Origin of the sequence: Micromonospora gifhornensis, assembly GCF_016863515.1 — a bacterium.
GTDB classification, from domain to species: domain Bacteria; phylum Actinomycetota; class Actinomycetes; order Mycobacteriales; family Micromonosporaceae; genus Micromonospora; species Micromonospora gifhornensis.
The window spans coordinates 198891-221369 of record NZ_BOPA01000014.1 but is presented as its reverse complement, the minus strand read 5'-3'; the positions used below and the strand labels follow the sequence as shown (position 1 = coordinate 221369).

General features: G+C 70.6%; 18 protein-coding genes. 12 read left to right on the top strand and 6 right to left on the bottom strand.

Annotated features, from left to right (window positions below; all coding sequences use genetic code 11):
* Complete coding sequence (locus Vgi01_RS09175; RefSeq protein ID WP_204290705.1) at positions 1-1578, bottom strand: phenylacetate--CoA ligase family protein; 1578 nt, start codon at positions 1576-1578, stop codon at positions 1-3.
* Positions 1579-1701: 123 nt separating this feature from the next.
* Positions 1702-2604, bottom strand: coding sequence for an AraC family transcriptional regulator (locus tag Vgi01_RS09170; RefSeq protein ID WP_239088845.1), 903 nt, complete (start codon positions 2602-2604; stop codon positions 1702-1704).
* Between the two features lie 158 nt (positions 2605-2762).
* On the opposite strand from Vgi01_RS09170, the gene Vgi01_RS09165 reads away from it, so the two are divergent.
* The 4 genes from Vgi01_RS09165 (at position 2763) to Vgi01_RS09150 (ending at position 7692) form a co-directional block, all read left to right on the top strand.
* Entirely contained in the window at positions 2763-3536 is a 774-nt protein-coding gene (locus tag Vgi01_RS09165) for an SDR family NAD(P)-dependent oxidoreductase (RefSeq protein ID WP_204290704.1), read from the top strand.
* A 142-nt stretch (positions 3537-3678) separates the two neighbouring features.
* Positions 3679-4950, top strand: coding sequence for a barstar family protein (locus tag Vgi01_RS09160; RefSeq protein ID WP_239088844.1), 1272 nt, complete (start codon positions 3679-3681; stop codon positions 4948-4950).
* Positions 4951-5216: 266 nt separating this feature from the next.
* Positions 5217-7169, top strand: a complete 1953-nt coding sequence (locus Vgi01_RS09155; protein WP_204290703.1) for an ABC transporter ATP-binding protein — start codon at positions 5217-5219, stop codon at positions 7167-7169.
* Positions 7170-7272: 103 nt separating this feature from the next.
* Complete coding sequence (locus Vgi01_RS09150) at positions 7273-7692, top strand: DUF4259 domain-containing protein (RefSeq protein WP_204290702.1); 420 nt, start codon at positions 7273-7275, stop codon at positions 7690-7692.
* Positions 7693-7707: 15 nt separating this feature from the next.
* On the opposite strand, the gene Vgi01_RS09145 is transcribed toward Vgi01_RS09150, so the two are convergent.
* Positions 7708-8412 (bottom strand): SDR family oxidoreductase, encoded by a 705-nt coding sequence (locus tag Vgi01_RS09145; protein ID WP_204290701.1) that lies wholly within the window; start codon positions 8410-8412, stop codon positions 7708-7710.
* A gap of 128 nt (positions 8413-8540) precedes the next feature.
* On the opposite strand from Vgi01_RS09145, the gene Vgi01_RS09140 reads away from it, so the two are divergent.
* Positions 8541-9092 carry a winged helix-turn-helix transcriptional regulator gene (locus Vgi01_RS09140; protein WP_204290700.1) on the top strand — a complete coding sequence of 184 codons (552 nt, stop codon included), beginning with the start codon at positions 8541-8543 and terminating at the stop codon, positions 9090-9092.
* A gap of 83 nt (positions 9093-9175) precedes the next feature.
* On the opposite strand, the gene Vgi01_RS09135 is transcribed toward Vgi01_RS09140, so the two are convergent.
* Complete coding sequence (locus tag Vgi01_RS09135; protein WP_204290699.1) at positions 9176-10117, bottom strand: TolB-like translocation protein; 942 nt, start codon at positions 10115-10117, stop codon at positions 9176-9178.
* Between the two features lie 296 nt (positions 10118-10413).
* On the opposite strand from Vgi01_RS09135, the gene Vgi01_RS09130 reads away from it, so the two are divergent.
* Positions 10414-11046, top strand: coding sequence for a DUF998 domain-containing protein (locus tag Vgi01_RS09130; protein WP_102657389.1), 633 nt, complete (start codon positions 10414-10416; stop codon positions 11044-11046).
* 173 nt (positions 11047-11219) lie between these two features.
* On the opposite strand, the gene Vgi01_RS09125 is transcribed toward Vgi01_RS09130, so the two are convergent.
* Positions 11220-12230: a YeiH family protein gene (locus tag Vgi01_RS09125; protein WP_204290698.1), complete on the bottom strand. Its 1011-nt coding sequence runs from the start codon at positions 12228-12230 to the stop codon at positions 11220-11222.
* 70 nt (positions 12231-12300) lie between these two features.
* Between Vgi01_RS09125 and Vgi01_RS09120 the strand changes: the two genes are divergently transcribed.
* On the top strand, positions 12301-13257 hold the full coding sequence (locus Vgi01_RS09120; protein ID WP_102657387.1) for a LysR family transcriptional regulator: 957 nt from the start codon (positions 12301-12303) through the stop codon (positions 13255-13257).
* Between the two features lies 1 nt (position 13258).
* Here Vgi01_RS09120 and Vgi01_RS09115 read toward each other — a convergent pair whose 3' ends face one another.
* On the bottom strand, positions 13259-16084 hold the full coding sequence (locus Vgi01_RS09115; protein WP_204290697.1) for an AfsR/SARP family transcriptional regulator: 2826 nt from the start codon (positions 16082-16084) through the stop codon (positions 13259-13261).
* 122 nt (positions 16085-16206) lie between these two features.
* On the opposite strand from Vgi01_RS09115, the gene Vgi01_RS09110 reads away from it, so the two are divergent.
* The 5 genes from Vgi01_RS09110 (at position 16207) to Vgi01_RS09090 (ending at position 22472) form a co-directional block, all read left to right on the top strand.
* Positions 16207-16824: a TOMM precursor leader peptide-binding protein gene (locus Vgi01_RS09110; protein ID WP_204290696.1), complete on the top strand. Its 618-nt coding sequence runs from the start codon at positions 16207-16209 to the stop codon at positions 16822-16824.
* Positions 16821-17840, top strand: a complete 1020-nt coding sequence (locus Vgi01_RS09105) for a winged helix-turn-helix domain-containing protein (protein ID WP_204290695.1) — start codon at positions 16821-16823, stop codon at positions 17838-17840. The genes Vgi01_RS09110 and Vgi01_RS09105 overlap by 4 nt, the downstream gene beginning before the upstream one ends.
* A 102-nt stretch (positions 17841-17942) precedes the next feature.
* Positions 17943-19109: a winged helix DNA-binding domain-containing protein gene (locus tag Vgi01_RS09100; RefSeq protein WP_239088843.1), complete on the top strand. Its 1167-nt coding sequence runs from the start codon at positions 17943-17945 to the stop codon at positions 19107-19109.
* Positions 19110-19350: 241 nt separating this feature from the next.
* Positions 19351-20676: a helix-turn-helix domain-containing protein gene (locus Vgi01_RS09095; RefSeq protein ID WP_102657384.1), complete on the top strand. Its 1326-nt coding sequence runs from the start codon at positions 19351-19353 to the stop codon at positions 20674-20676.
* A gap of 8 nt (positions 20677-20684) precedes the next feature.
* The gene (locus Vgi01_RS09090; protein WP_204290694.1) at positions 20685-22472 is read left to right on the top strand and encodes a condensation domain-containing protein; all 1788 of its coding nucleotides are present in this window, start codon (positions 20685-20687) and stop codon (positions 22470-22472) included.
* Positions 22473-22479: the final 7 nt, after the last annotated feature.

Sequence of the window (22479 nt, the reverse complement as noted above, 5' to 3'; positions counted from 1 at the left end):
TCACCTCACCAGGTAGACGTTTTTGATCTTCTGATCGCCGACGAACGGGCCGCTGCCGGGTTCGTGCAGTTCCACCCGCAGGTCACCGGCGGTCGGGTCCTCCAACAGCGACTGGGCGAAGTCCCGGGAGACCGAGGTGAGGTGCCGGCGTACCCCGCTGCGGCAGGCGGCGGCGAGGGCCTCGCGTTGCGACGCCGGCAGCGAGCGGCGCAGTTCGATGTGGATCACCGGCCGGGTCTCCAGCGCCGCGTCCTCGACCAGCGCCAGACAGAAGCGGCTGATCTCGGCGGCGTACGGGTTGCCGGTGTAGAGGCCGTACTCGACGTCCTGGGGGTAGAGGTTGGCCCCCAGGTAGGACACCGTGGAGTCGCGCCGACCGAACAGCAGCAGCACCGGCAGGGTCATCCGTTCCGCGGATACGGCGGTACGGAACTCGGCTCGGCGCACCGGGTCGGCGTGCGCCAGCTCGACGATCCGCCGGTACGGCACGAGCAGCGCCTCGTCGCCGATGTTGTAGCGCAGCCGGGGCTGGAGCACGTCACCGGTGACCGTGCAGATCAACTCCCGGTGCTCGTTGGTCTCCAGGTAGGTGGCGAACGGGTTGTACTGGAACACCATGGGCAGCCGCTGCTCGTCGGTGCCGAGCAGCTCGGCCCGCAGCGCGCGGTCGTTCTGCAGCCGCCGCCGCAGCCACACCGTGAACCGGGTCTCCGCGCCGATGCCGATGGTCAGGTCCGACGCGCCGTACGCCGAGCGCACCAGCGCGAACCGCTGCTCCAGGTAGTCGCGCAGCGCCTCGGTCATCCCCTCGCCGCCGCAACTGGCGTGGATGCGGTACCGCGACCAGGGGAACTCCTCGGCGTCGAGCCGGTCGCGCAGATGCTTGAGAAACGGCGGGTACGCGGTCACCAGGTAGTCGAAGTCGGGGCCGAACTCGCGCAGCGTGTCGACGATCTTCCCGAGGTCCGGCCCGGTGTTCTTGACCACGGCGATCCGGGCCATCGCGGCACCTGTCGTCGTCCCGGTCGCCCAGGCCCCCATCGAGTACGCGTTGATCACGAACGGTCGGCGCATCGGGAAGACCAGCCCGGTGTAGCCGACGATGTCCCGGTGCACCGCCCGCAGTTCCCGGTCCCCACGCGGCCAGTTGAACGGCCGCCCCGACGAGCCGGCCGACTCGTCGACCACCACCCCTCGGGTGGGCAACCGCCCGCGCCAGCAGCGCGCGGCCGCGTCGTGGGCCACCACGTACCCGAGCTTGTCGGTTTCCGGGAAATCCGTCAGCCGACGACGCACACCGGCCGGACGGGCGCGCAGGAAGGCCCGGTAGGCGGGCACCTGCCGGGCGGCCCGTACGCAGACGGCCTGCGCGTGCGCCACGGCCAGCGTGTCCAGGACCGGGTGGTGTCGCCGCGCCACCCACCGCCATCCGGCCGGGTGGCGGCCGACGAGCCGGCTCAGCGCGGCGACCGCGCGTCCGAGGGGGGCCAGCACGGCCTGCCGGCTACGCGCGGCCAGGGCCGGCAGCGGTGAAGAAGTGGTACGCAGAGCGAGGTGTCGGTGCGGCAGATCAGCCATGCCATGATCCTCGCGATGCCGACGGGCCGGCACCTGAGACCGCGAACGGTATCCGGGCTGAGCATCCCTACTCAGTCGACAGTGACGCCTGCCCCGGGCCCGCAGCGCCGACCGGATCGACCGCTACGGCATGGCGGGCGCGGGGGTGAGCGCGGTACGCCGCAGACGGGTGGCGTCCTGGCTCGGTGGGGCGCCGAAGTGGCGGCGGTACTCGCGGCTGAACTGTGACGGACTGTCGTACCCCACCGCGTGTCCGACACCGGTGACGTCGTCGGGGTGGGTGGCCAGCAGCAGCCGGGCCTGCTGCAGACGGATCTGCTTCTGGAACTGGATGGGACTCATCGCGGTGACGGCCTGGAAGTTGCGGTAGAACGCGGACAGGCTCATGCCCGACAGTTGGGCGACCTCCTCCACCCGGAACGCTTCCCGGTAGTTGTCGCGGATCCAACGCACCGCGCGGCTGACGTGCGCGATGTTGCTGTCGGCCAGGCCGATCTGGCGGACCGTCTCGCCCTGCTCCCCCGTGACGAGACGCCACAGGATCTCCCGCTTGATCATGGGGGCGAGCACCGGGATGTCGCGGGGTGTCTCCAGCAACCGCAGCATCCGTACCGCGGCGTCGACAAGCTCGACCGGGGCGTCGCTGACGGCGAGCGCGGACGGCGCGCCGTGCGCCCGGGGCAGGCTTCCCGGTGGTGTGTCGAGCAGCAGTTCGGCGATCGCCGCCGGCGCCAGGACGAGGCCGAACCCGAGGGCCGGGCGCTCGCGGCTGGCCTCGGTGTAGTGGCCGGTGACCGGCAGGTCGACCGAGGCGACCAGGTACTGGCCGGCGCGGTACTCGTACACCCGGTCGCCGAGGGCGAGGGTCTTCGCGCCCTGGGCGATGAGCGCCAGCACCGTGCCGGACATCGACGCCGAGGGCAGGTGCGCCTGCTCGGCCCGGCCGATCAGCACCCCGTCGATGGCGGTGGTGCCGTCGGGGCGGGCGTGACGGGCCAGCAACTCCCTCAGTTCGTCAAGCGGCACCGGACAATTCAAGCACGAACCCTGCCTCCGATGGGTGAGAGAATCAGGCAAGAGGTCGGGAGCATCCTTCTAACAGATCACCTGTTCAGGCTGATCAGATGGACTCATCTGAATCGCCGGGAGCTGACAGCAGCTCCACGAATGAACAGGTGGACAGCATGCGGGTCGCACTCGTCATCGGTGCCAGTTCCGGCATCGGCCAGAGCACGGCAATCCAACTCGCCAAGCGCGACACGGGCGTCATCCTGACCTACAGCGGCAACCCGGCCGGCGCGCAGGACACGGTGACGGCCGTGGAGAAGGAGGGCGGCACCGCCGTCGCGCTCCGCCTGGACATCGGCCGCAGCGACACCTTCCCGGCCTTCCGCGACGACGTCGTCACCGCGCTGCGCGACACCTGGCAGCGGGACACCTTCGACCACCTGGTCAACAACGCCGGCTTCGGTGGGATGGCGATGTTCGAGGACACCACCGAGGAACTGTTCGACCGGTTCATGCGGGTGCTGCTCAAGGGGCCCTACTTCCTCACCCAGGCGCTGCTGCCACTGCTCGCCGACGGTGGCGCCATCGTCAACGTCAGCAGCAACTCGGCGTTGCCCACCGGCCTCGTGGACGCCGGCTACTCCGCGTACGCCACCATGAAGGGTGGCCTGAACGTGCTGACCCGCTACATGGCCAAGGAGTTCGCCGCTCGTGGCATCCGGGTCAACGCCGTCTCACCGGGACCGACGCGTACCCGGCTCTCCGACGCCTCGGGCGTCGTGGGCTTCGAGGCGTACCCGGAGGTGATCCCGCTGCTCGCCGCCAAGACCGCGCTCGGCCGCCTCGGCGAGCCCGACGACATCGGCAAGGTCATCGCCGCCCTGCTCGACGACACGGGCGCCTGGATCACCGCGCAGAACATCGAGGTCTCCGGCGGCTACGACCTCTGAGCGCCCACAGTGTCCGCCCGCCGCCCGGCAACGGGCGTGCGGGCGGACGCGGCGCGGTCAGCATGAACGGTCCTTCGGCAGCTCGAACTGGCGTCGATCCTCGCGTGACCTACAGCAGTTGATCTGGGGATAGGGTCGCGAGGTGACGACGGATGCCGATTCCGAGGCTGGGCGTACGCCGGTGCAGCGGCGGTGGGACTGGGAGCATCCGGTCGCGCCCCGCTGGCTGCTCCTCGGCGGTGTCGGCGTCTACGACTCCGACGAGGACGACATCCCGCTGGCGTTGTGCGCCGAGATCGAGGGATTGTTCGTCGACCTGCCGTCCCGGCCGCGGGAGCGGTTCACACTCGTGGGCTGCGCCCCGGAAGGAGCGCTTGCCGATCTGTTGGATCGGCTGCCTGTCGAGGCGCTCGGCACCGAACGAGCCTGGCTGGGTGACATCTCGCTGGCGGCACCAACCGGGTCACCGGACACGTCGCCGTCCTGGTTCGGCGAACATCTCGGCGATGTCGTCGTACTCGGTCGACGACCGAGCCCCACGACGCCGCAGACCGTGGACGTCGACCTCGACGGGTTCGTCCACGTCTACGACCGCACGGACGCGGTGGTCCGTCCCGACGTCGCCGAGTTCGCCCTGCTGGGCCGGGACGAGGCGCCCTACGGCACCTGTCGGGATGTGACTGGCGTGTTCCGCGAGCAGGCCGCACCGCCGGCGCCGCGGGTCAGACTGCTCGGTTGCCGACCGGAAACGCCACTGCTCACCGCGCTCGGTGCGGTCAGCAACGCGAGCAAGGCTTCCCGGCGTCGCCGTCGGATCCACGCCGAGGTGCACATGACAGCCGCCGACGGCTCGATCCGCCCGGTGTTCGACGGCCTGGTGTCCGGAACGGTCGTCGCGGGTGAGCCGTCGCGTCTCGGCGCCGGACTCTTCGACGTGACCGTCGACAGCGATCCACGGGAACCCCTGCCGCTGGGGGTCCTCGACATCCTGGAGCGTTGGCGCATCCGACGGCCCGCAGCAAGGAACGAGTGGGCGGGCTACCACCGCGAGTTGCGCGACCATTGGGCCGGGGTGGCGCTCGCCCACCGGATCGATGTCGCCGACCGGCCACCCGGCACCAGCTATGACCTCGACGGACGGTACGTCAGCGACATCGAAGGGTTCTACTGCGCGATCGGCGAGGCGATAAACGGCCCCGGCGGGTATTTCGGATGGAACCTCGACGCGCTCCACGATTGTCTGCGCGGAGGCTTCGGCGCACGGACACCGTTCAGGCTGGTGTGGCACGACTCGGCAGTCGCCCGCGCGCACCTCGTCGCCGGCTATGACGGACGACGGCTGGCACCGGCGACCACTCTGGACGATCTGCTGGACATCCTCGCGGCACAGCAGGTCGAGGTCGACCTCCGCTGACCACGCCACCCGATCGGGGCCACCCCGGTAGGCGTGTGTCGGAACTGCGCCGCGTGGCATCCTCCCGAAACCGCGGCCCACTACTCTGCGGGAGTGGACTGCTACACGCTGCGATCTGACGTCGTCCCGGATCTCGGCGTGGCACGCACGAGCTGCTGATGAGTGCAGTCCACGACATCCGCCGACGTCATCGTCGGGGCACCTCCGCCAACGCCAGTCCGCGCCGCCACCGCAGCCGATCCTGCTCGTTTCCGGGAGGTACTTCCATGTCCACGTCAGAGCATGGCGCCCGCACGTCGTCACGGCAGGATTCCGTACTGCCGGAGTTGCGGGAGCTGTGGTGGGAGACCGGGGTACGGGCGCGGGCGCAGGCCAGCCTGTTCGCGGTCTTCTCCGAGTTGCCCCGCCTGGTCTGGGCCGCCATCGTCGTCAGCTGGCGGGCCGACCGGCTGCGTACCTCGGTCGTGGCGGTGACCACCGTCGGCGCCGGGGTGATGTCGGCGTTCGGGCTGCTCGCGGCACAGCGGGTGCTCGTGGAACTGTTCGCCGGCGGGCCGACCGCCGACAAGGTGATCGCGGCGCTACCCGCCCTGATCGCGCTGGCGGCGGTGACCGCGCTGCGAGCGAGCATGACAGCCGGGATGGGATACGCGCAGAACGGCCTCACCCCGAAGGTCGATCGGGAGGTCGAGCGACGGCTGTTCGAGATGACCACGGCGGTACGGCTGGAGGCGTTCGACGCCGACGCGTTCGCCGACGACATGGAGCGGGCCACCCGCGGCTCGACCTCCACCACCGACCTGGTGCAGGCGTCGATGAATCTGCTCGCCGGCCTGGCCGGGGTGCTCGCCGTCGCGATCGCCGTCGTGGTGATCCACCCGCTGCTGCTGCTCGCCCTGCTGGTGGCCACCGTGCCGAACGGGTGGGCGTCGCTGCGGGCCGGGCATCTGCGCTACCGGACCTACGCCGCCGGGTCGGTGCGGCGACGACGGATGTGGCTGCTGCACCGCCTGATGGCCGAACGTGACTCCGCTCCCGAACTACGCTCCTACGGCCTGCGTGGCTTCCTGCTCGACCAGTACGACCGGGTCATGGGCGTCGAGACCGACATCCAACTCGCTCTGGCCCGCCGGGTGACCACGACCACCACCGTCGGGGCGATGATCGGTGGCATCGCGACAGGGGTGGTGTACGTCCTGCTTGGTCTGCTGCTCATCGACGGACAGATCCCCCTCGCGGCCGCCGCAACCTGCGTGATCGCCGTCCAGTCCGCGCAGCGGTCGCTGGCCGTGGTCACCTTCCAGACCGACCGGATCTACACCGAGGGCCAACACTTCCGCGACTACACAGGCTTCATGACCCGCGCCGCCGACTACCTGCCCCCGCCCGCCGCCCCCGCGGCGGACGCACCTGACCAACTGCGGGAGATCGTGGTGGACGACGTCCGGCTGCGCTATCCCGACCGCGGGAGCGCCGCCGTCGACGGGGTGAGCCTGCGCATCCAGGCCGGGCAGACGGTGGCCTTCGTCGGCGAGAACGGCTCCGGCAAGTCGACCCTCGCCACCATGATCGCCCTCCTGCGCACCCCGACCGGCGGCACCATCCGCTTCAACGGCCGCCCGGCGGCCGACTGGGACAACGAGGCGCTGCACGCCCGGATCGCCGTCGTCACGCAGGAGTACCACAACTGGCCGTTCACGGCCGCCACGAACATCGCCATCGGCGACATCACCACCGTCCCGGAACAGGCCCGCATCGAGACCGCCGCCGCCCGCGCCGTCGCCCACGACATGATCACCGATCTGCCGTACGGCTACGAGACGCTGCTCGACCGTACCTTCGCCGGTGGTCAGGACCTCTCCGGTGGACAGTGGCAACGCATCACCGCCGCCCGCGGCTTCCTGCGCGACGCCGACCTGCTCATCATGGACGAACCCTCCTCCGCCCTCGATCCGCGCGCCGAGGACGCCCTGTTCCAGGCCATCCGCGACCGGAAAGGACGTGGCATCACCATCCTGATCACCCACCGGCTCGCCAACGTCCGGCACGCCGACCGCATCTACGTCCTGCACCACGGCCGGCTCGTCGAGACCGGCACCCACGACCAACTCATGGCCGCAGGCGGCCGGTACGCCGAGCTGTTCACCCTCCAGGCCGCCGGCTACCGCACCACCCCGGCCACGTCACCGCTGCCCCGCCAGCCCACCGCCTCCGCCTGACGCACGGCATCCGGCCGGGTGCACCTCCGCCCTGCACGACGGCCGCCGCCTTCCTGTCGGTGGTCGATGTGAGAATGCCGGACAACCGATCCTGGGAGATGGCATGGGGACGTGGGACAGCGGGCCGTTCGACAACGACACCGCCGCCGACTGGTGTGGTGATCTCAACGACGCCGACGTGGGCAAGCGCCCGATGCTGGTCCGCGAGGCGCTGAGCCGGACCGCCGGTGAGGCCGGCTACCTCGAGGCCGATGTCGCCTGCGTGGCGATCGCCGCAGCCGCGATAGTGGCCGCGCAGCAACCCGGTGGACCGGAGATCACCTCCTCGTACGCACCGGATTTCCTGCTCGACGGTGGTCGGCTCGATCTGCCCGACGACCTGGTCCCGCTCGCGGCGCGGGCGCTCGACCGGATCATGGCCGCCGACTCGGAGTGGCATTTTCTGTGGCAGGACGCCGCGGGACCCCGCAATCGGGCCTTCGACAGCGTCCACGACCTGCGCGGAGTCCTGACAGCCCGGTAGCCGGGCGCGCCCGGGTCAGGGGCGGGCTGCGGCGAGCTGCGGGTAGAGCCCTTCGACCGGCCCCGCGAGTCCGGCCTTCACCCGGCCGCTGAGCTCATCGGCGAGGATCTCGTAGCTGCCTGCTTCGATCCCGTCGTACGCCGAGCGGACGACGTCGGCCGGGTCGAGCTTGGGGGCCTCGACGTCCCTGGTCATCGGGGTGTCGGCGTAGCCGAGGTGCAACGAAGCGACGTGCACGCCCTCGAGGGCGAGCGTGATGCGCTGCGTGTTCGTCGCCTGCCAGAGTGCCGCCTTGGTGGCGCTGTAGGCGTCGCCGATGCCGAGCCAGCTCAGGACGGACAGCACGTTGAGCACCGTGCCCCGCGACGTCTTCAGCGCCGGAGTGAACGCGTTGGTCACCGCGAGCGCGCCCCAGAAGTTGGTCTCGAACAGCTCCCGTGCCGCCGCCAGGTCGCCGAGCACGCTGGCGCCGTTCAACGCCCCGGCGTTGTTGATCACGATGGTCACGTCGTCGGCGACGTCGGCTGCGGCCGCGATGGACTCCGGCGACGTCACGTCCAGGACGAGGGGGACGATGCGGTCGTCGTTCCAGTCCCGTGGGTTGCGGGCGGCGGCGTACACCTTTACCGCTCCCCGGTCGAGGGCCTGGTGAACGAAGTGGGTGCCGAGGCCACCGTTGGCTCCGGTGACGAGTACGACGGCTCCGTCGAGGCTGGGCATGTCAGATCCTCCCGTGATGGGTGACGGCGTGGCTGCCGCCTTCGCGATCCGGCTGACTAATGTCTGCCATAGCCAGCAACCTAGCCCGCCTGGCTTGGGTTAAGCAAAGTCAGGGTAAGATGGGTGTCATGAATCACGACGAGGGACCTGTCGAGTCCACCGACGCCCTCGAGCGTCTGGGCGTGTTCGCCGCGCGCGACGACTGGACGGCGACGGGTTGGTGCCGCATCGAGCGCTCGCTCGATCTGATCGGCACGCGCTCGGCGATGCTGATAGTCCGTGAACTCTTCTACGGGGGCACCAGGTTCGACGAGTTGGCTCGACGTACGGGCTTGAGCGAGGCCGTCGTCGCCGGGCGGCTCAAGCAGCTGCACGCCGACGGCATCGTCGACAGGCGTCCCTACCAGGAGCCCGGCAAGCGCACCCGCGACGAGTACCTGCTCACCGATCGCGGGCGCGCCCTCTTCCCGATCATCGTCGCCCTCGTGCAGTGGGGTGAGCTGCTCGGCGACGACCACCGCACCGGCGTCGAACTCGTTCACCGTGGCTGCGAAGCCCCGCTCTCCGCCCACGTCAGGTGCGCCAAGGGGCACGACGTGCCGCTCGGCGAGGCTGCCGCGCGGCTGAAGGACGAGGACTACGCGGCTGCGGCGCGCCGGCAGCCTCGCGACCCCGACTGACTCTGCGGTTCGATGACCAAACGGTCCGGCGGCGCGGACGGTGGGGTTGGCACGAGCCGGGCAACTGATCAGCTCATGATCGGCTAAGGGCCCGGTGTCGTCTGGACAAGGTCCAGCTGCACCAGGTCGTCTCCCCTCTCCGTCCAACGGGCGATGGCGGCCCGTCGACTGTCGGCGCTTACGCCTATCGCGCCGAATCGCCCGGACAACACCCGCGAGAACTCTCCACTGGCGGTGTCGATTCGCCAGACACCTGACCTGTTGTCGTGACGACCGGACACCAACAGGGCAGCTCCGTCCGGCGACACCGCTACGTCGGAGGGATCAGTGAGTTCTGGCCCTGTCTGCCGGATGAGACCTGAGGCGGGGTCGAAGGTCATCGCACGCCATCGTGCGCTCTCGTCGAAAAGGCTCTCGGCCTCGTCGGAGACAAGGAAGAAGATCTCGCCGGACCGTGCCACGGCGAGAAATCCCGCTCGTCCCGGTGTCGAACAACCGGATGGGTCGAAGAAATCCTGATCCAGGCCGAAGGGTACGAGTTGAGCCGGTCGGTGCTTCGGAAAGGGGACGACGTGACCCTTCACGTGCCGGGCGATACTCGAACAGTCGCCGTCGGCGTACTCCACCCATCCGTTCGACAGGTCGTCATCCCACGACACCAGCCACTGAGCACCCAACGTCGCCAGCTTGACCATCTTCCCGTCGTCAAGGGCGGCGGCAATTCGTGAACTGACATGCGTCGTAGTGGCTTCGCAGTCGACCACAGCGCCCAGCCTGCCGTCCGGCAGGGTGGAGATGGCGACGATTTCGGGAGCACCGCAGAACCCCGTGGACGGAACGGCCACCGTTTCGCCTCGACCGCTACTTGTGATCATGGAAAACGCCGTGGGACTGGCAGAGTCGACATAGCGGAGAACGTAGAGCTGGCCGCTCGGTAGCCACGCGACATCCACGATGTGGCCATCCTGCGCCGCCGCCAGCCGCTCTGGGGCGATCTCGGCGTCGGTCCCGCAGCCGCTGAGCATGACGACAGAGGCAGCGGCGATCGTTACGACAGTTCGACGCCAACCCCGACCTCGTCTCGGGGCACCGCATTCGCCACGCCGCAGCATCGGTATGCCCCTGCTCCCCGTCGACGTAGGCCGGCCATCCGCGATACGCGTCGGCGGATACTCCCCGCCGGTGCCGTTGCCTCGGCGCACACGGGACCATACCGCCGCCGTACTCGTCACCAGATCGAACGCTCGCTCGGTCTGATCGGGCAGCCCGCCTGCCCTGTTGATCATCGACAGCTCGGCCGGTCAACACGTACGGTGCGGGAATGCGAGTCGTACCCCGATGGGCGCTGGCCTCCGCCGTGGCAGCGCCCATCCTCCTGATCGGTGGCTGGACCCTCGGTGCGGCCCGCCAGCCCGGCGGATTCGACCAGGTCACCGAGACGATCAGCGCGCTCGCCGCAGTCGACGCGACCGACCGGTGGATCATGACGCTCGGTCTGGCCGGACTCGGACTGTGTCACTGCGTGACCGCCGCCGGGCTACGTCCTCTCGCACCTGCCGGACGGGCCCTGCTCGCCCTCGGCGGGGTGGGAACCCTGGCGGTGGCCGCGTTCCCGCTGCCGGCCGGCGGTGAGGACTCGGTGCCCCACACACTCGCCGCCGCCGTGGCCTTCGGCGCCCTGGCGCTCTGGCCCGCCCTCGCCGCGCCGCGCACCACGACCACGAGGGGACCCGCCCGACGGCGCGCACCCTGGGCGGCACTGACGGTCGCCTTGGCGCTGCCGGTGGCCTGGTTCGTGGCCGAGTTGGCTTCCGGCGGCGAGCGGATCGGCCTGGCCGAACGGGTGGCGGCCGGCGCGGAGGCGCTCGCACCCCTGCTGGTGGTCGCCGGGCTGCGCACCGCCTCCGGCCGACGACGGCAACGCGGCACCGCTGCCCGCCCGCCCACCGCGTGACAGGGAACTACTCGCCATCGAGAACACAGATCAGTTGGCCCCACTCGGCAGCGTTGGCGCCGGAAGACGGCTGACCTTCATCGATCGTCACCCTCCGTTTCGGTGAACGCCCGAAGACGCAACCGCGCAGCCGGGTTGAAGACGAACCATGCGTAGAAATCGCCCATCCGGTCTCAGGTGGTCAGGGCCAGGCCGGCCAGCGTGACGGTGGACAGCACGACGGTGCCGACCGTCCCGGCAGTCAACGCGGTGCGGCTGCCGTGGGCGACCGACCGCAGGTCGACCGCGGCACCGAGGGCGAACATGGCAGCCGCCAGCAGAAGCGTGCCTGCCACCGACCCGAGGTCGAGGACACCTGTCGGCAGCCAGCCGGTCGCGCGTAGCATCGCCGCCGCGACGAAGCCGACGACGAACCACGGCAGCATCGGAGGCTTGCGTACGTGTCCGGAGGTCCGGCGTTGCAGGGCCATCAGGGCGACGAGCGGGGCCAGCAGCAGCACCCGGAACAGCTTGACGACGACGGCCGCCGACAGGGCCGTGGCACCGACCGCGCCGCCGACCGCGACGACCTGGCCCACCTCGTGCACGCTCGCCCCCACCCACAGGCCGAGCAGCGCCTCGTCCAGGCCGAACAGCACACCGAGGGCGGGCAGGACGATCATGGACACCGTACCGAGTACGGTGACGACCGCGACCGCGGTGACGACGTCCTCCTCCTCGCCGTCACCGACCTGGTTCATCGCGGCCACGGCCGACGCGCCGCAGATGGCCACTCCGGTCGCGACGAGCAACGACCGGTCGGCGGTGAGACCGAGGCGTCGGCCCACCCGGCGGGTGGCGAGGAAGCTGGCGGCCACCCCCAGCGTCACGACGAGTATCGGCCCGACACCCAACCCGACGACATCGGCCAGCACCAGTTGCAGGCCGAGCAGCACGATGCCGATCCGCAGCAGGGTGGTGGCGGCGAACCGCAGGCCAGGCCGCAACCACGGGCGGTTGCCGCCGCAGGCGGTCAGCACGATACCCAGCACGATCGCCACCACCAGCGGGCTGGCGGCACCGAACCGGAGATTCACCAGATGTCCGACGGCGGCGGCACCGGCGGCGACGAGCAGTCCCGGCAGCAGGCGGGAGCCTCCCCGACCGGTGGCGGGAACGACGCTGGTCGCCTCCTTGATCGTCATAGGGACAGCTTCACGTGATCTGGCCCCCTCCAGTAGCCGTCCACCGGGATGCAGGTCATAGCCTGGGGTTATGAGTGTGCTTCCCGACCTGATGTCGTTGCGGCTGCTGGTCGGGGTGGCGGAGCTGGGCAGTGTCGGCCGGGCCGCACGCGCGATGGGGATGTCCCAGCCGTCGGCCAGCAAGCGCCTCGCCGCGCTGGAACGGCAGGTACGACTCCCGCTGCTGACCCGGACCCCACGCGGTTCGATGCTCACCGACGACGGGCAGGTCGTGGTGACGTGGGCGCTGCGTCTGCTGACCGTCGCCGACGAGTTCGACAACAGCCTCACCGCCATGCGCCACGCACGGGCGGCACGCCTGCGCGTGGCGGCGAGCATGACCGTCGCCGAGGCCCTGCTCCCCCGGTGGTTGCACCGCCTCGCGCAGCGCGAACCCGATGTGCAGGTCGGCCTGACCGTCGTCAACTCCACCGAAGTCGCGCGGATGCTGGTGACCGACGACAGCGTCGACATCGGGTTCATCGAAGGGCCGAACGTGCCCGACGGACTCGACCACATGATCGTCGGGCACGATCACCTGGTCGTCGTCGTGGCGCCACAGCATGACTGGGCCCGTCGTCGTCGCCCGCTGCGTCCGGCGGAACTGGCGGCCACCCGGCTCGTGGTGCGAGAGCAGGGATCAGGCACCCGGGAGACCCTGGAACTGGCCCTGCGCGACCTCGACCCCGCGCCGCCGCACCTGTCCCTCGGCTCGAACGCCGCCGTCAAGGGCGCGGCGATGACCGGCACCGCGCCCGCGGTGCTCAGCAGGCACGCCGTCGAGACGGAACTCGCCACCGGTCACCTGGTCACCGTGCCGGTGGACGACCTGCCGCTCCGGCGGGACCTGCGCGCGGTGTGGCCACGCGGTCGGCGGCTCACCGGGTCGGCCACCGCACTGCTGCAGGCGATCGACACCTCCCCCACGACGCCCCCGGCCCGACCCACGAAGATCACCAAGGACCGGCACCCACCGGGTCGACGCTAGGTCAGCACGGTGGGCCGCCAACGGCCTGGCCGAGCCCCGCGAGTCGGCGGCGCGCGTCATCGACGGTGGGATCACCCAGGTCGTCGTAGATGGCAGAGGCCAGCCGCCAGGCTTGCGCGGCTGCCTCGGCGTTGCCCATCGCGGCGTGGGTCTCGCCGAGACGAACGAGCGTCTCCGCCTGGTGATACCGGTCGGCGGAGGCGCGGAAGAGTTCGACGGACTGCTCGTAGCAGGACACCGCGCGGGCATGATGACCGAGTGCGTGGTAGGCGAACCCGAGGCTGTCCAGCGTCGCCGCTTGGCCGTTGTGGTCGTCGATCAGGCGCTGCTGGGTCAGCGCCGCCGTACAGTCGACGATCGCCTGCCGGTAGTCGCCGCGAACGGCGTGCATGTACCCGACCGCGTTGAGGGCCCGCCCTTCGCCGGCCCGGTTGCCGGTCCGCCGGTACAGGCGCAGGGCCTCGTGGCCGTGGGTCAGCGCCTCGTCCACGCGGCCGAGCACGAAACAGTGCTCGGTGTAGTTGTGCAGGGTCTGCGCCAGACCATCCTCGTCGTCGAGCTGCTCGTACAGCTTGATCGCCCATTCCAGGCGGTCACCGGCGGTGTCGTGCTGGCCGAGTCGCGCGGCGGCCCGGCCCAGCAGTCGGCTGGCCGTGGCCTGCGCATTCAGGTCGCCAAGGCACTCCGCCGCCTGGAGCGCGACCTGCTGGGCGGCGAGCTGGTCGTGCCAGAGCCCACGGGGCGCCAGAAAGGTGGTCAACGCCCAGGCGAGCTGCCAGGCGTACGCCTCGAACCCGGTCGTGGCGGCCTGCCGGATCACCCGCAGGAGCACCCGGCGTTCCGTCGAGAACCAGGCCAGGGCGGCGTCCTGGTCGGCCATCGGCACGTGGATGACGTCGCCCAGTGCCGGCACGGGGGTGATGGGTGTCCACTGCGGCTGGACCAGCCGGGCCGCCGGATAGGCGCTGTGCAGGTAGTGGTCGTACAGCCGGTGCCGGGCGTCGTGCCGCTCGGCGCTCTGCTCAGCGCCCTGCGTCAACTCGGCGGCGTACGAGCGCAGCAGGTCGTGGCAGGCGTACCGGTCCGGCCGGTGCTCGGTCAACAGGTGCAGCCGGGTCAGTTCCTTGAGCACCGGGCCGACCACGGCGGCGGAACAGCCCAGCAGCGCGGCGGCGGCGGCACTTGTCAGTTCCGGTCCCGGATGCAGCCCGATCAGGCGGAACAGGCGGGCCGCGACAGGGCTCAGGGCCCGGTACGACCAGGAGAACACCCGACGTACGTCGCCGTCCGCCAGGACCTCCAACCGTGCCTCGGGTGGGCGCAGCTCCGCAGCGATCGCCTCCAGCGGGAAGGTGGGCCGGGTTGCCACCCGCGCCGCCACGATCGACAGGGCGAGCGGCAGGCGCCCGGATGCCTCGATCATGTCGGCCACCGCGTCCGGTTCGTCGTCGAGCCGGTCGCCACCGATCCGGCTGCGCAACAGGTTCCTCGACTCGGTGGCGGTCAGCAGGTCGAGGGCCAGCAGTCGAGCGCCCTCCGCGGCGACCAGGCTGTGCAGCTGGTCCCGACTGGTCACCACGACGACGCACCGGCCGGCACCGGGCAGCAGAGGCCGTACCTGCTCGGCGTCGCGGGCGTTGTCGAGCACGATGAGCATCTCGCGGGAGGCCAGCAGGCTGCGGTACAGACCGATCCGAGCGTCCAGACTGCTCGGTATGCGGGCCAGGGGTACGCCGAGCGCCTCGAGGAAGCCGAGCAGCGCGTCGGCGGGCGCGACCCGCTCCCCGTCGTCGTACCCGCGAAGGTTGACGTGGAGTTGTCCGTCGGGAAAGCGGTCGGCCACCCGGTGCGCCCAGTGCAGCGCCAGCGCGGTCTTGCCGATGCCGGCCATGCCGCAGACCGCGGAGATGACCACCGTGGTCGGCCCGCCGGCCCGGTCGCCGACCGCCGCGTCGAGGCGGCTCAGGGGCAGCTCCCGACCGACGAACCCGGGTGGGACGAGCGGTAGCTGCTCCGGGCGTACCCGGAGCGAGGCCGTGGCGACACGTTCGGCTGTCGCCGACGGTCCGTCCGGTTGCCGCCGGTGGTGCAGGATGTCGTCGTGCAGGCGGGTCAGCTCGGGCCCGGGATCCATTCCGGTCTCGTCGGCCAACACCCGTCGGACCTGCCGGAAGGCCGCCAGCGCGCCGGCCACGTCACCGCTGGCGTAGAGCGCCGACATGAGGTGCACCCAGGCACGCTGCCGTAACGGATGCCGGTCGAGCAGGGCGCGCAACCGGGGGATCACCTCTGCCGGCGCACCGAGGGCGAGCTTCGCCTCGGCGTGGTCCTCCTCGGCCAGCAGCCGCCGTTCCATCAACTGCTCGACCCAGCGGGACAGCTGCGGGGGAAGTGGCAGCTCGGCCAGCGCCCGGCCGCGCCACAGGCCCAGTGCTGCGGCCAGCTCGGCCTCGGCCCGCTCGGCGTCACCGCTGGTCAGGGCTTCCCGTCCCCGCGCGGTCGCGGCGTCGAAGCGATCGAGGTCGCGTTCGTCCGGCTCGACCCGCAGCAGGTATCCACCGTGGGTGGTCACGATCCGCGGCTCGTCGTCGGCGGCATCGTGGAGGGCCTGCCGCAGCCCGCGGACGTAGGTGCGGATGTTGGCGTTCGCGGACGCCGGTGGCTGGTCGTTCCAGAGGGCGGTGACCAGTCTCTCCCTGGAGACCGCCTCACCAGGCCGGAACAGCAGACAGGCCAGCAGCAGCCGTTGCTTCACCGAGCCGAGATCGACCGGCCGGCCGTCCCGGACCACCGACAACGGGCCGAGCAGGTCGAAGTGGATCGGCATCGTTCACCTCAGCCTGAGGCTGACCAGATGTACCTCGATTGTGCGCGGGTTGTACGCCGGCCACCGTACCATCGGCCACCGAAGCGATCATCTTTCAGCTGTGGCTGTCCTGGAGGTCCGCCATGCAGCAGCCCCCGATCACCGTCGTTGCTGTCGGCGACTTCGGTCGCGCGGTGGCCGGTCGCCTGGTGTCCAGAATCGCCGGAACGCAGGTGACGGAGAGCGTCCCGGCGGCAACCCCTCCCCTGCGACCGATCGTCCTGGCGTCCTGGCGGGAGGCCCGCACCATCGCCCGGAGCATCGACGCCGACGATGCGGTGCCGTGGTGGCTGCCAGTCATCCTGACACATCCGCAGATTCGTGTGGGCCCCGTCCTCGGCGGGCAACTGCCCGGCTGCTACGACTGTCTGCTGGGGCAGGTGCTCGCCACTGACGAGCAGCCGCACGTCACCAGGGCGCTGTGGGACCTGTACGACCAGGACCGGTGGTCTGGTCCGCTCGGCTACCTGGAGCATCACGTCAGTGTCGCGGCGGCCCTCGCCACGATGCTGATCAGGCAGCAGGATCCATGCAGCCAGCGCATTCTCAGCTACGACCTGCTCGACGGCACCGTACGCACCGACGCATTCGTGCCGGTCGACGGCTGTCCCCGGGGCGAGCGCGCGGCGGCGGCGCAGCAGTTACCCGGCGGGTCCGGAGACCGAGCGGGCCAGCCCGGGAGAACGGGGGTTGTGGCGTGACCGGGCCGGTGTACCGCCTCAGCACCGGGCTGGTTCGCTTCGCCTTCGGCGACTCGTACGTCCTGGAGGGCGGGCCGGCACGTGCCGTCGTGACCGGGCCCGGCGCGACGGATGTCCTGCCGCAGCTCTGCGAACTGCTCGACGGCAATCACTGTGTATCGCAGATCGCGCGGTTGCTGGGCGTACCGATGTCGGAGGTCACCGACCGGATAGCCCTGCTCGTGCGACACGGGCTCGCGCACACCGTCACCACGGACGACGCAGCCTGGTCGGGAACCGATCCGCCGACACCGGCGGCCGACTTCCTGTCCCGTACCGCCGGCCAACTCGATCACCCGACCGACGCCGCCCGGATGCTGGCCGACCTGCGTCATGGCCGGGCACTGGTGGCGGGGCGCGGATGGCTGGCCGCGACGATCACCGCCGAGCTGGACCGCAGCGGGGTCACCATGTGGCCGTACGACCCTGATCTGCTGGTCGGACTGCCGCCGGTCACCGCCGACGGACGGAACTCGGTCGTGGTGGTGGAGGTGCTCGCCGACGGCCCACCCTCCACCCTGGCCGCGACCCTGCGGGCGGGTCAGTGGTGGCTCGGCGCGCGGGTCGACGCGAGCGGCGGGTGGGTGGGACCGCTGCTGCGGCCCGGCTCCTGCGGGTGCCAGCTACCACTGCCCCGGCCGGCCACGGCCGGCCCGACCGCGACGGTCGTCGACGTGATCGCGGCGCTGACGGCCGGAAAGGTCGTCGACACCCTGAGTCGGGGCGTGGACCCCACCATTGCGGACACCTGCCTGGAGATCCGCTGTCCCGACGGGGTGCCGACCGCCACCGTCCGACCTCTCCCCCGACGCCGCGACTGCCCCGACTGCGGCCCGAACGGCGCCGCCGACGGCCGGTACGAGCAGGCGAGCCCGGCCGCCTCCGGGTTGCTGCGGCACCTGCCGTCCCCGCCCGCCCCGGTGCCATCGCCGGCGGTGCACCTGCCCGGCGACCCGGTGCCACACGTCGGCGGGTGACTCCCGCGTCCTGGACCAGCCCGTCGGTAACGGGATGACTGACGGTCCGGTCCAGGACGCGGGCGGCTGCACATCGTGGCCGGCTGCGGCACACTCTCCTGCATGACGGTCGCGGGTCGGTGCACATGGGATCAGGCCAATGCGCGACGTCTGGCGCGCGCGGGTCTGACCGGCCCCCGCAGCAGCGGCGAGGCGGCCCTCGCTGAGGTCGCGAGGGCGCAGTGCGGCGTACACGCGCAGGTGATGTCGGCCGCCGAGTGGTCGCTCGGAGCGCGGCTCGACGGGGTGTCCCGGCAGTCTGTGCAGGATGCGCTCTGGCGGGATCACCGCCTGGTGAAGACCCGTGGACCACGTGGCACGGTGCATCTGCTCGCCACCGACGAGCTGCCGATGTGGGCGGGTGCGCTGGGCGCGCTCCCCACCGGCCAGGACCACCAGCCCGCTGCGGTACGAATGACGAAACCCCAGATCGAGGCGGTGATCGAGGCGATCGATGACGCGCTGCGGGACGCCGACCTGACCGTCGACGAGTTGACCGAGGCCATCGCCGCGCGGGTCGGCGACTGGTCGGCCGACCGGGTGATGGAGGCGTTCGGTGATCGTTGGCCGCGGTGGCGGCAGATCGAACACCAGGTGACCAACCGAGGTGTGATGTGTTTCGGTCCGTTACGCGGCCGGAAGGTGACCTATACGAGTCCGGCGCGGCTGCTGCCAGGTTTCACGCCGGCCGCGAGTGACGTCGCGCTGACCGACCTGCTTGCGCACTATCTCTGGGCGTACGGACCCGCAACACCCGCACACGTGGCGCAGTGGTTGTCGATTCCGCGTCCATTCGCGACCGAAATGTTCGAGCTGGCGGCGGACCGATTGGAGCCGGTCGATCTGGAAGGTGAGCGGGCCTGGGTGATCGCGGAGGACCGCGCGTTCGACCAGGAGCCGCCGTCCGGGCTTCGTCTGCTGCCCTACTTCGACGCGTACGTCATCGGCTGTCATCCCCGGGACCGGCTGTTCGCCGGCCGAGCGGCCCAGCGCGCCCTCGCCAACGGTCAGGCGGGCACGTTCCCCGTGCTCCTCGTCGACGGGCGGGTCGCCGGCGTGTGGCATCAACGCAAATCCGGACGCCGGATCGACGTGACGGTGGAACCGCTTGACGAGTTGTCCGCCGCGCAGCGCCGCGCCCTCGACGAGGAGGCGGATCGGTTGGCCGCGTTCTTCGGGGCGAAAGTCTCGATGCGAATTGGTCCTGTCACCGTCGGCGGTCACGCCTAGCTCCCGCAAAGCCGGGTGCGTAACTTCAGTCAGTGCCGCTGCCTGACGTGAACGAGCAGGCAGCGGGGCATGCGCTGGCCATTCCGGCAGTGACCTGATCCGACTTCCAACGTGCGCTCTCGACCAGAGACACGGACTTTTCGTACCCCCGGTGCTTAAACACGACCCTGTTGATGGGGTAGGCTCTGCGGCGCTATTCAACTAGAGTCATATCAGAGACAATAACAGGAGTCGTGGAACGATGGCGAAAGGGCAACTGGGTTGGCTTCCGCAGGGCGAGATCGCCGTGACCCAGCCGGAGTTCGGTCAGCGACTGAAGGCGCGGCGCACGGCACTGCGCATGTCGCAGCGCGAACTCGCCGGTGACTTCGTCACCCCGAGCTACATCTCCCTGCTGGAAGCGGGCAGTCGGGTCCCGACCCTGGACGTGGTGGTGTACCTGGGCCGCATGCTCGACTGCAGCCTGGAGGAACTGCTCGACGTCGACGTGGCACCCCTGCTGCCGAGCGAAGCCAGCCGTCGCCCCATCGTCTTCGAACAGGTCCTGGCGCGCAGCGCGAGCGAGGTCGGTGACCACGCCCAGGCCCGCCGGTTCCTGGAGAACGCGCTAGCCAGCGCGAGATCCGACGGACTGCCCGAGCGCGTGGTCGACGTCAGCCTGGAACTCCAGGACACCCTGCGAATGCTCAGCGAGCACCAGGCCCGACTCCGACTGCTGGAGGAACTGGCCGAGATTCCCCTCGTCCAGTCCGCCCCGGAACTGCTGTTGGTCGTCAAGACCCACCTCGCGTCGGTACTCCGCGACCTCGGGCAACTGCGCGAGGCCCGGCGTACGGCGTACGGCGCACTGACCCACCTGCGGCAGCCCGGAATCGGCGGCACGAGCGTGCACGTACGGCTGCTGGGCGTACTGATCTCGGTGCTCTGCGAGGCCGGTGAGCTCGACCAGGTGGAACCGCTGATCACCGAGATGTTGGAGGTCGCGGGCAAGCTCGACTGGCCGGGCTTCGTCGGGCGGGCCCACTGGGTGGCAAGCATGGCGTACGCGCAGTTGGGCCGCCCGGAGGAGGCGCGTGAGCACTTCGGGCTGGCCCGGGACGCGCTGGCCTTCCCCAGCATGTCGCTCATCGACTGGCTGCGGTTCTGCCGGTCGGCGGCCTCGGTGCTGCTCGACATCGGCGACGACCTGGACAGCGCGCGGCAGTGGATCCGTGACGCGGAGACCACGTCACGGATGCTCGGCCTCGCCCAGGAGCAGGCCATCGTCTCCGCACTGCGGGCCCGCTACGAGCTCAGCACCGGCAACCCCCAGGAAGCGCTGCGCCTGTACGAGCCGCTGACCGGCCCGGACACCCCGCTCGCCGGGCTGGATCTGATCTACAGCTACCTCAGCCACGCCAACGCGCTGCACCAGACCCGCGAACTCGACAAGGCGATAGCGATGCTGCGCTCCGCGGTCGAACTGTGCGAGAAGGGCGGCTCGTATCAACTCGCCGCCCAGGTGTGGCGACAGATCGACGAACTGACCCGGGAACGCGACACGATGCTGGCCGACGACCAACCATAGGAGACGCGATGGCCGACGAGACGACTGATCTGCTAGAACGGCTGGCGAGCCTGCCGGCGAACCGGCGGGAGGCGGCGCTTCGGCTGCTGGGGCGCGACACCGAGGCCGGCACGTTGCGGCCGCGCGTCGATCCGAGCACACCGGTACGCCTGTCCAGCGGACAGGAACAGGTCTGGCTGACCGACCTGATGACCGGGGAACCGGGAAGTCTCGTCGACCATGTCGCGTTCCGGCTCCACGGTCCCCTCGATCTCGCCGCGCTGCACGCCGCGTTCGGCGATCTCGTCGCGCGGCACGAGCCGCTCCGCAGCCGACTGATCCGTCAGGGCGAGATCCCGATGCTCGTGTCCGGATCCGCCCCGGTGGACGTGAGCGTCACCGACCTGACCGGTCAGGGAATCGCCGCAGCGACCGCGGCCGCCACAAGCGACCTCGCGGTGCCGTTCGATCTGGAACAGGGTCCGTTGGCACGGCTGAGGCTGTACCGCCTCGCACCCGACGACCACGTCCTGGTGCTCGCCTCACACCACATGGTGACCGACGGGGTGTCCCAGGGCGTACTCCTGGTCGATCTGGAGGTGCTCTACCAGGCCCGACGCGAAGGCCGGCCCGCCGCGCTCGCACCGCTGCGGGTCCAGTACGCCGACTTCGCCCAGTGGCAGCGCGGCTTCCTGGCCGGTGAGCGGCTGACCACGCTGACCCGGTACTGGACGGATCGGCTGGCCCACACGTCCGGTCGGCTGCTCCTGCCGCTGGACAATCCCCGCTCGGCCCGACGCGGCGGCGCCTACCTGGACTTCACCGCCCCCGCCGGGCTGGCCGACCGGGTGGCTACCGCGGCCCGCCAGCACGCCACGACCCCCTTCGTCGTACTGCTGACCGCATTCCGGCTGCTCCTGTGGCGCCTCACCGCGCAGCGCGACACGCTGGTCGGCACCCCGGTCAGCGCCCGGCCACTGGCGGAGACCGAGAACATGGTCGGCTACTTCCTGAACATGGTGGTGCTGCGCGGTACCGCCGACCCCGAGGCATCGCTGCGCGAGGTCATCGCCGCCGAACACGCCTCGGCGATGTCCGCGTACGCGCACCAGGATCTGCCGTTCGAGCAGTTGGTCACGCAGCTGCGCCCGCCACGGGAGATGGGCTCCACCCCGCTGGTGCAGAGCGTCTTCTCCGTCGAGGGACAGCCCGGAATGAGCGGCAGTTACCTCGGGGCGAGCTGCGAGGAGATCGTGCTGACCGGCGGCCGGGCACAGTACGACCTGATGGTGAAGGTGGTCCGCGACGTGGAGCTGACCGCCCGGTGGGACTTCGACGACGCGATCATCGACGCGACCCGGATCACCGAGTGGGCGCGGCAGTTCTGGGCGCTCGTCGACGCGGTGACCAGCGACCCCGGCCGCCGGGTACGCGACATCCCGGGACTCGGCGACGTGCCACCGGACCCGAGCCAGGACGACCAGGGCACCGTCGAGGTCCTGGCGTGGGCCGGCACCGCGGACCGGGTCGAGCCGCAGGGCTATCTCCAGGAGACCATCGCCGCCGCCTGGCAGTCGCTGCTCGGCGTCTCCCCCGGCGCCCACGACGCCCTGTTCGACCTGGGCGGGCACTCGCTCACCGTCGCGCAGCTCTCGTTCCGGTTGAGTGACACGTTCCGCGCCCACGTCGGGGTCGCCGAGCTGTTCGAGTATCAGACGGTGGCCGCCCAGGCCGAGTACGTCGAGCGCCTGCTGCTGGAGCGGGCGGCACAGTTGTCGCCGGACGAGCGGGAGCAGTTGCTCGACGGGCAGCCCTGATCGGCAC

Excerpts from the sequence above, each read along its gene's own strand:
- Vgi01_RS09120 (WP_102657387.1), top strand. The coding sequence starts at position 12,301 with ATGAGTGTGCTTCCCGACCTGATGTCGTTGCGGCTGCTGGTCGGGGTG.
- Vgi01_RS09165 (WP_204290704.1), top strand. The coding sequence starts at position 2,763 with ATGCGGGTCGCACTCGTCATCGGTGCCAGTTCCGGCATCGGCCAGAGC.
- Vgi01_RS09145 (WP_204290701.1), bottom strand. The coding sequence starts at position 8,412 with ATGCCCAGCCTCGACGGAGCCGTCGTACTCGTCACCGGAGCCAACGGT.
- Vgi01_RS09100 (WP_239088843.1), top strand. The coding sequence starts at position 17,943 with ATGACGGTCGCGGGTCGGTGCACATGGGATCAGGCCAATGCGCGACGT.
- Vgi01_RS09155 (WP_204290703.1), top strand. The coding sequence starts at position 5,217 with ATGTCCACGTCAGAGCATGGCGCCCGCACGTCGTCACGGCAGGATTCC.
- Vgi01_RS09130 (WP_102657389.1), top strand. The coding sequence starts at position 10,414 with ATGCGAGTCGTACCCCGATGGGCGCTGGCCTCCGCCGTGGCAGCGCCC.
- Vgi01_RS09175 (WP_204290705.1), bottom strand. The coding sequence starts at position 1,578 with ATGGCTGATCTGCCGCACCGACACCTCGCTCTGCGTACCACTTCTTCA.
- Vgi01_RS09150 (WP_204290702.1), top strand. The coding sequence starts at position 7,273 with ATGGGGACGTGGGACAGCGGGCCGTTCGACAACGACACCGCCGCCGAC.
- Vgi01_RS09095 (WP_102657384.1), top strand. The coding sequence starts at position 19,351 with ATGGCGAAAGGGCAACTGGGTTGGCTTCCGCAGGGCGAGATCGCCGTG.
- Vgi01_RS09140 (WP_204290700.1), top strand. The coding sequence starts at position 8,541 with ATGAATCACGACGAGGGACCTGTCGAGTCCACCGACGCCCTCGAGCGT.
- Vgi01_RS09125 (WP_204290698.1), bottom strand. The coding sequence starts at position 12,230 with ATGACGATCAAGGAGGCGACCAGCGTCGTTCCCGCCACCGGTCGGGGA.
- Vgi01_RS09110 (WP_204290696.1), top strand. The coding sequence starts at position 16,207 with ATGCAGCAGCCCCCGATCACCGTCGTTGCTGTCGGCGACTTCGGTCGC.
- Vgi01_RS09090 (WP_204290694.1), top strand. The coding sequence starts at position 20,685 with ATGGCCGACGAGACGACTGATCTGCTAGAACGGCTGGCGAGCCTGCCG.
- Vgi01_RS09135 (WP_204290699.1), bottom strand. The coding sequence starts at position 10,117 with ATGCTCAGCGGCTGCGGGACCGACGCCGAGATCGCCCCAGAGCGGCTG.
- Vgi01_RS09115 (WP_204290697.1), bottom strand. The coding sequence starts at position 16,084 with ATGCCGATCCACTTCGACCTGCTCGGCCCGTTGTCGGTGGTCCGGGAC.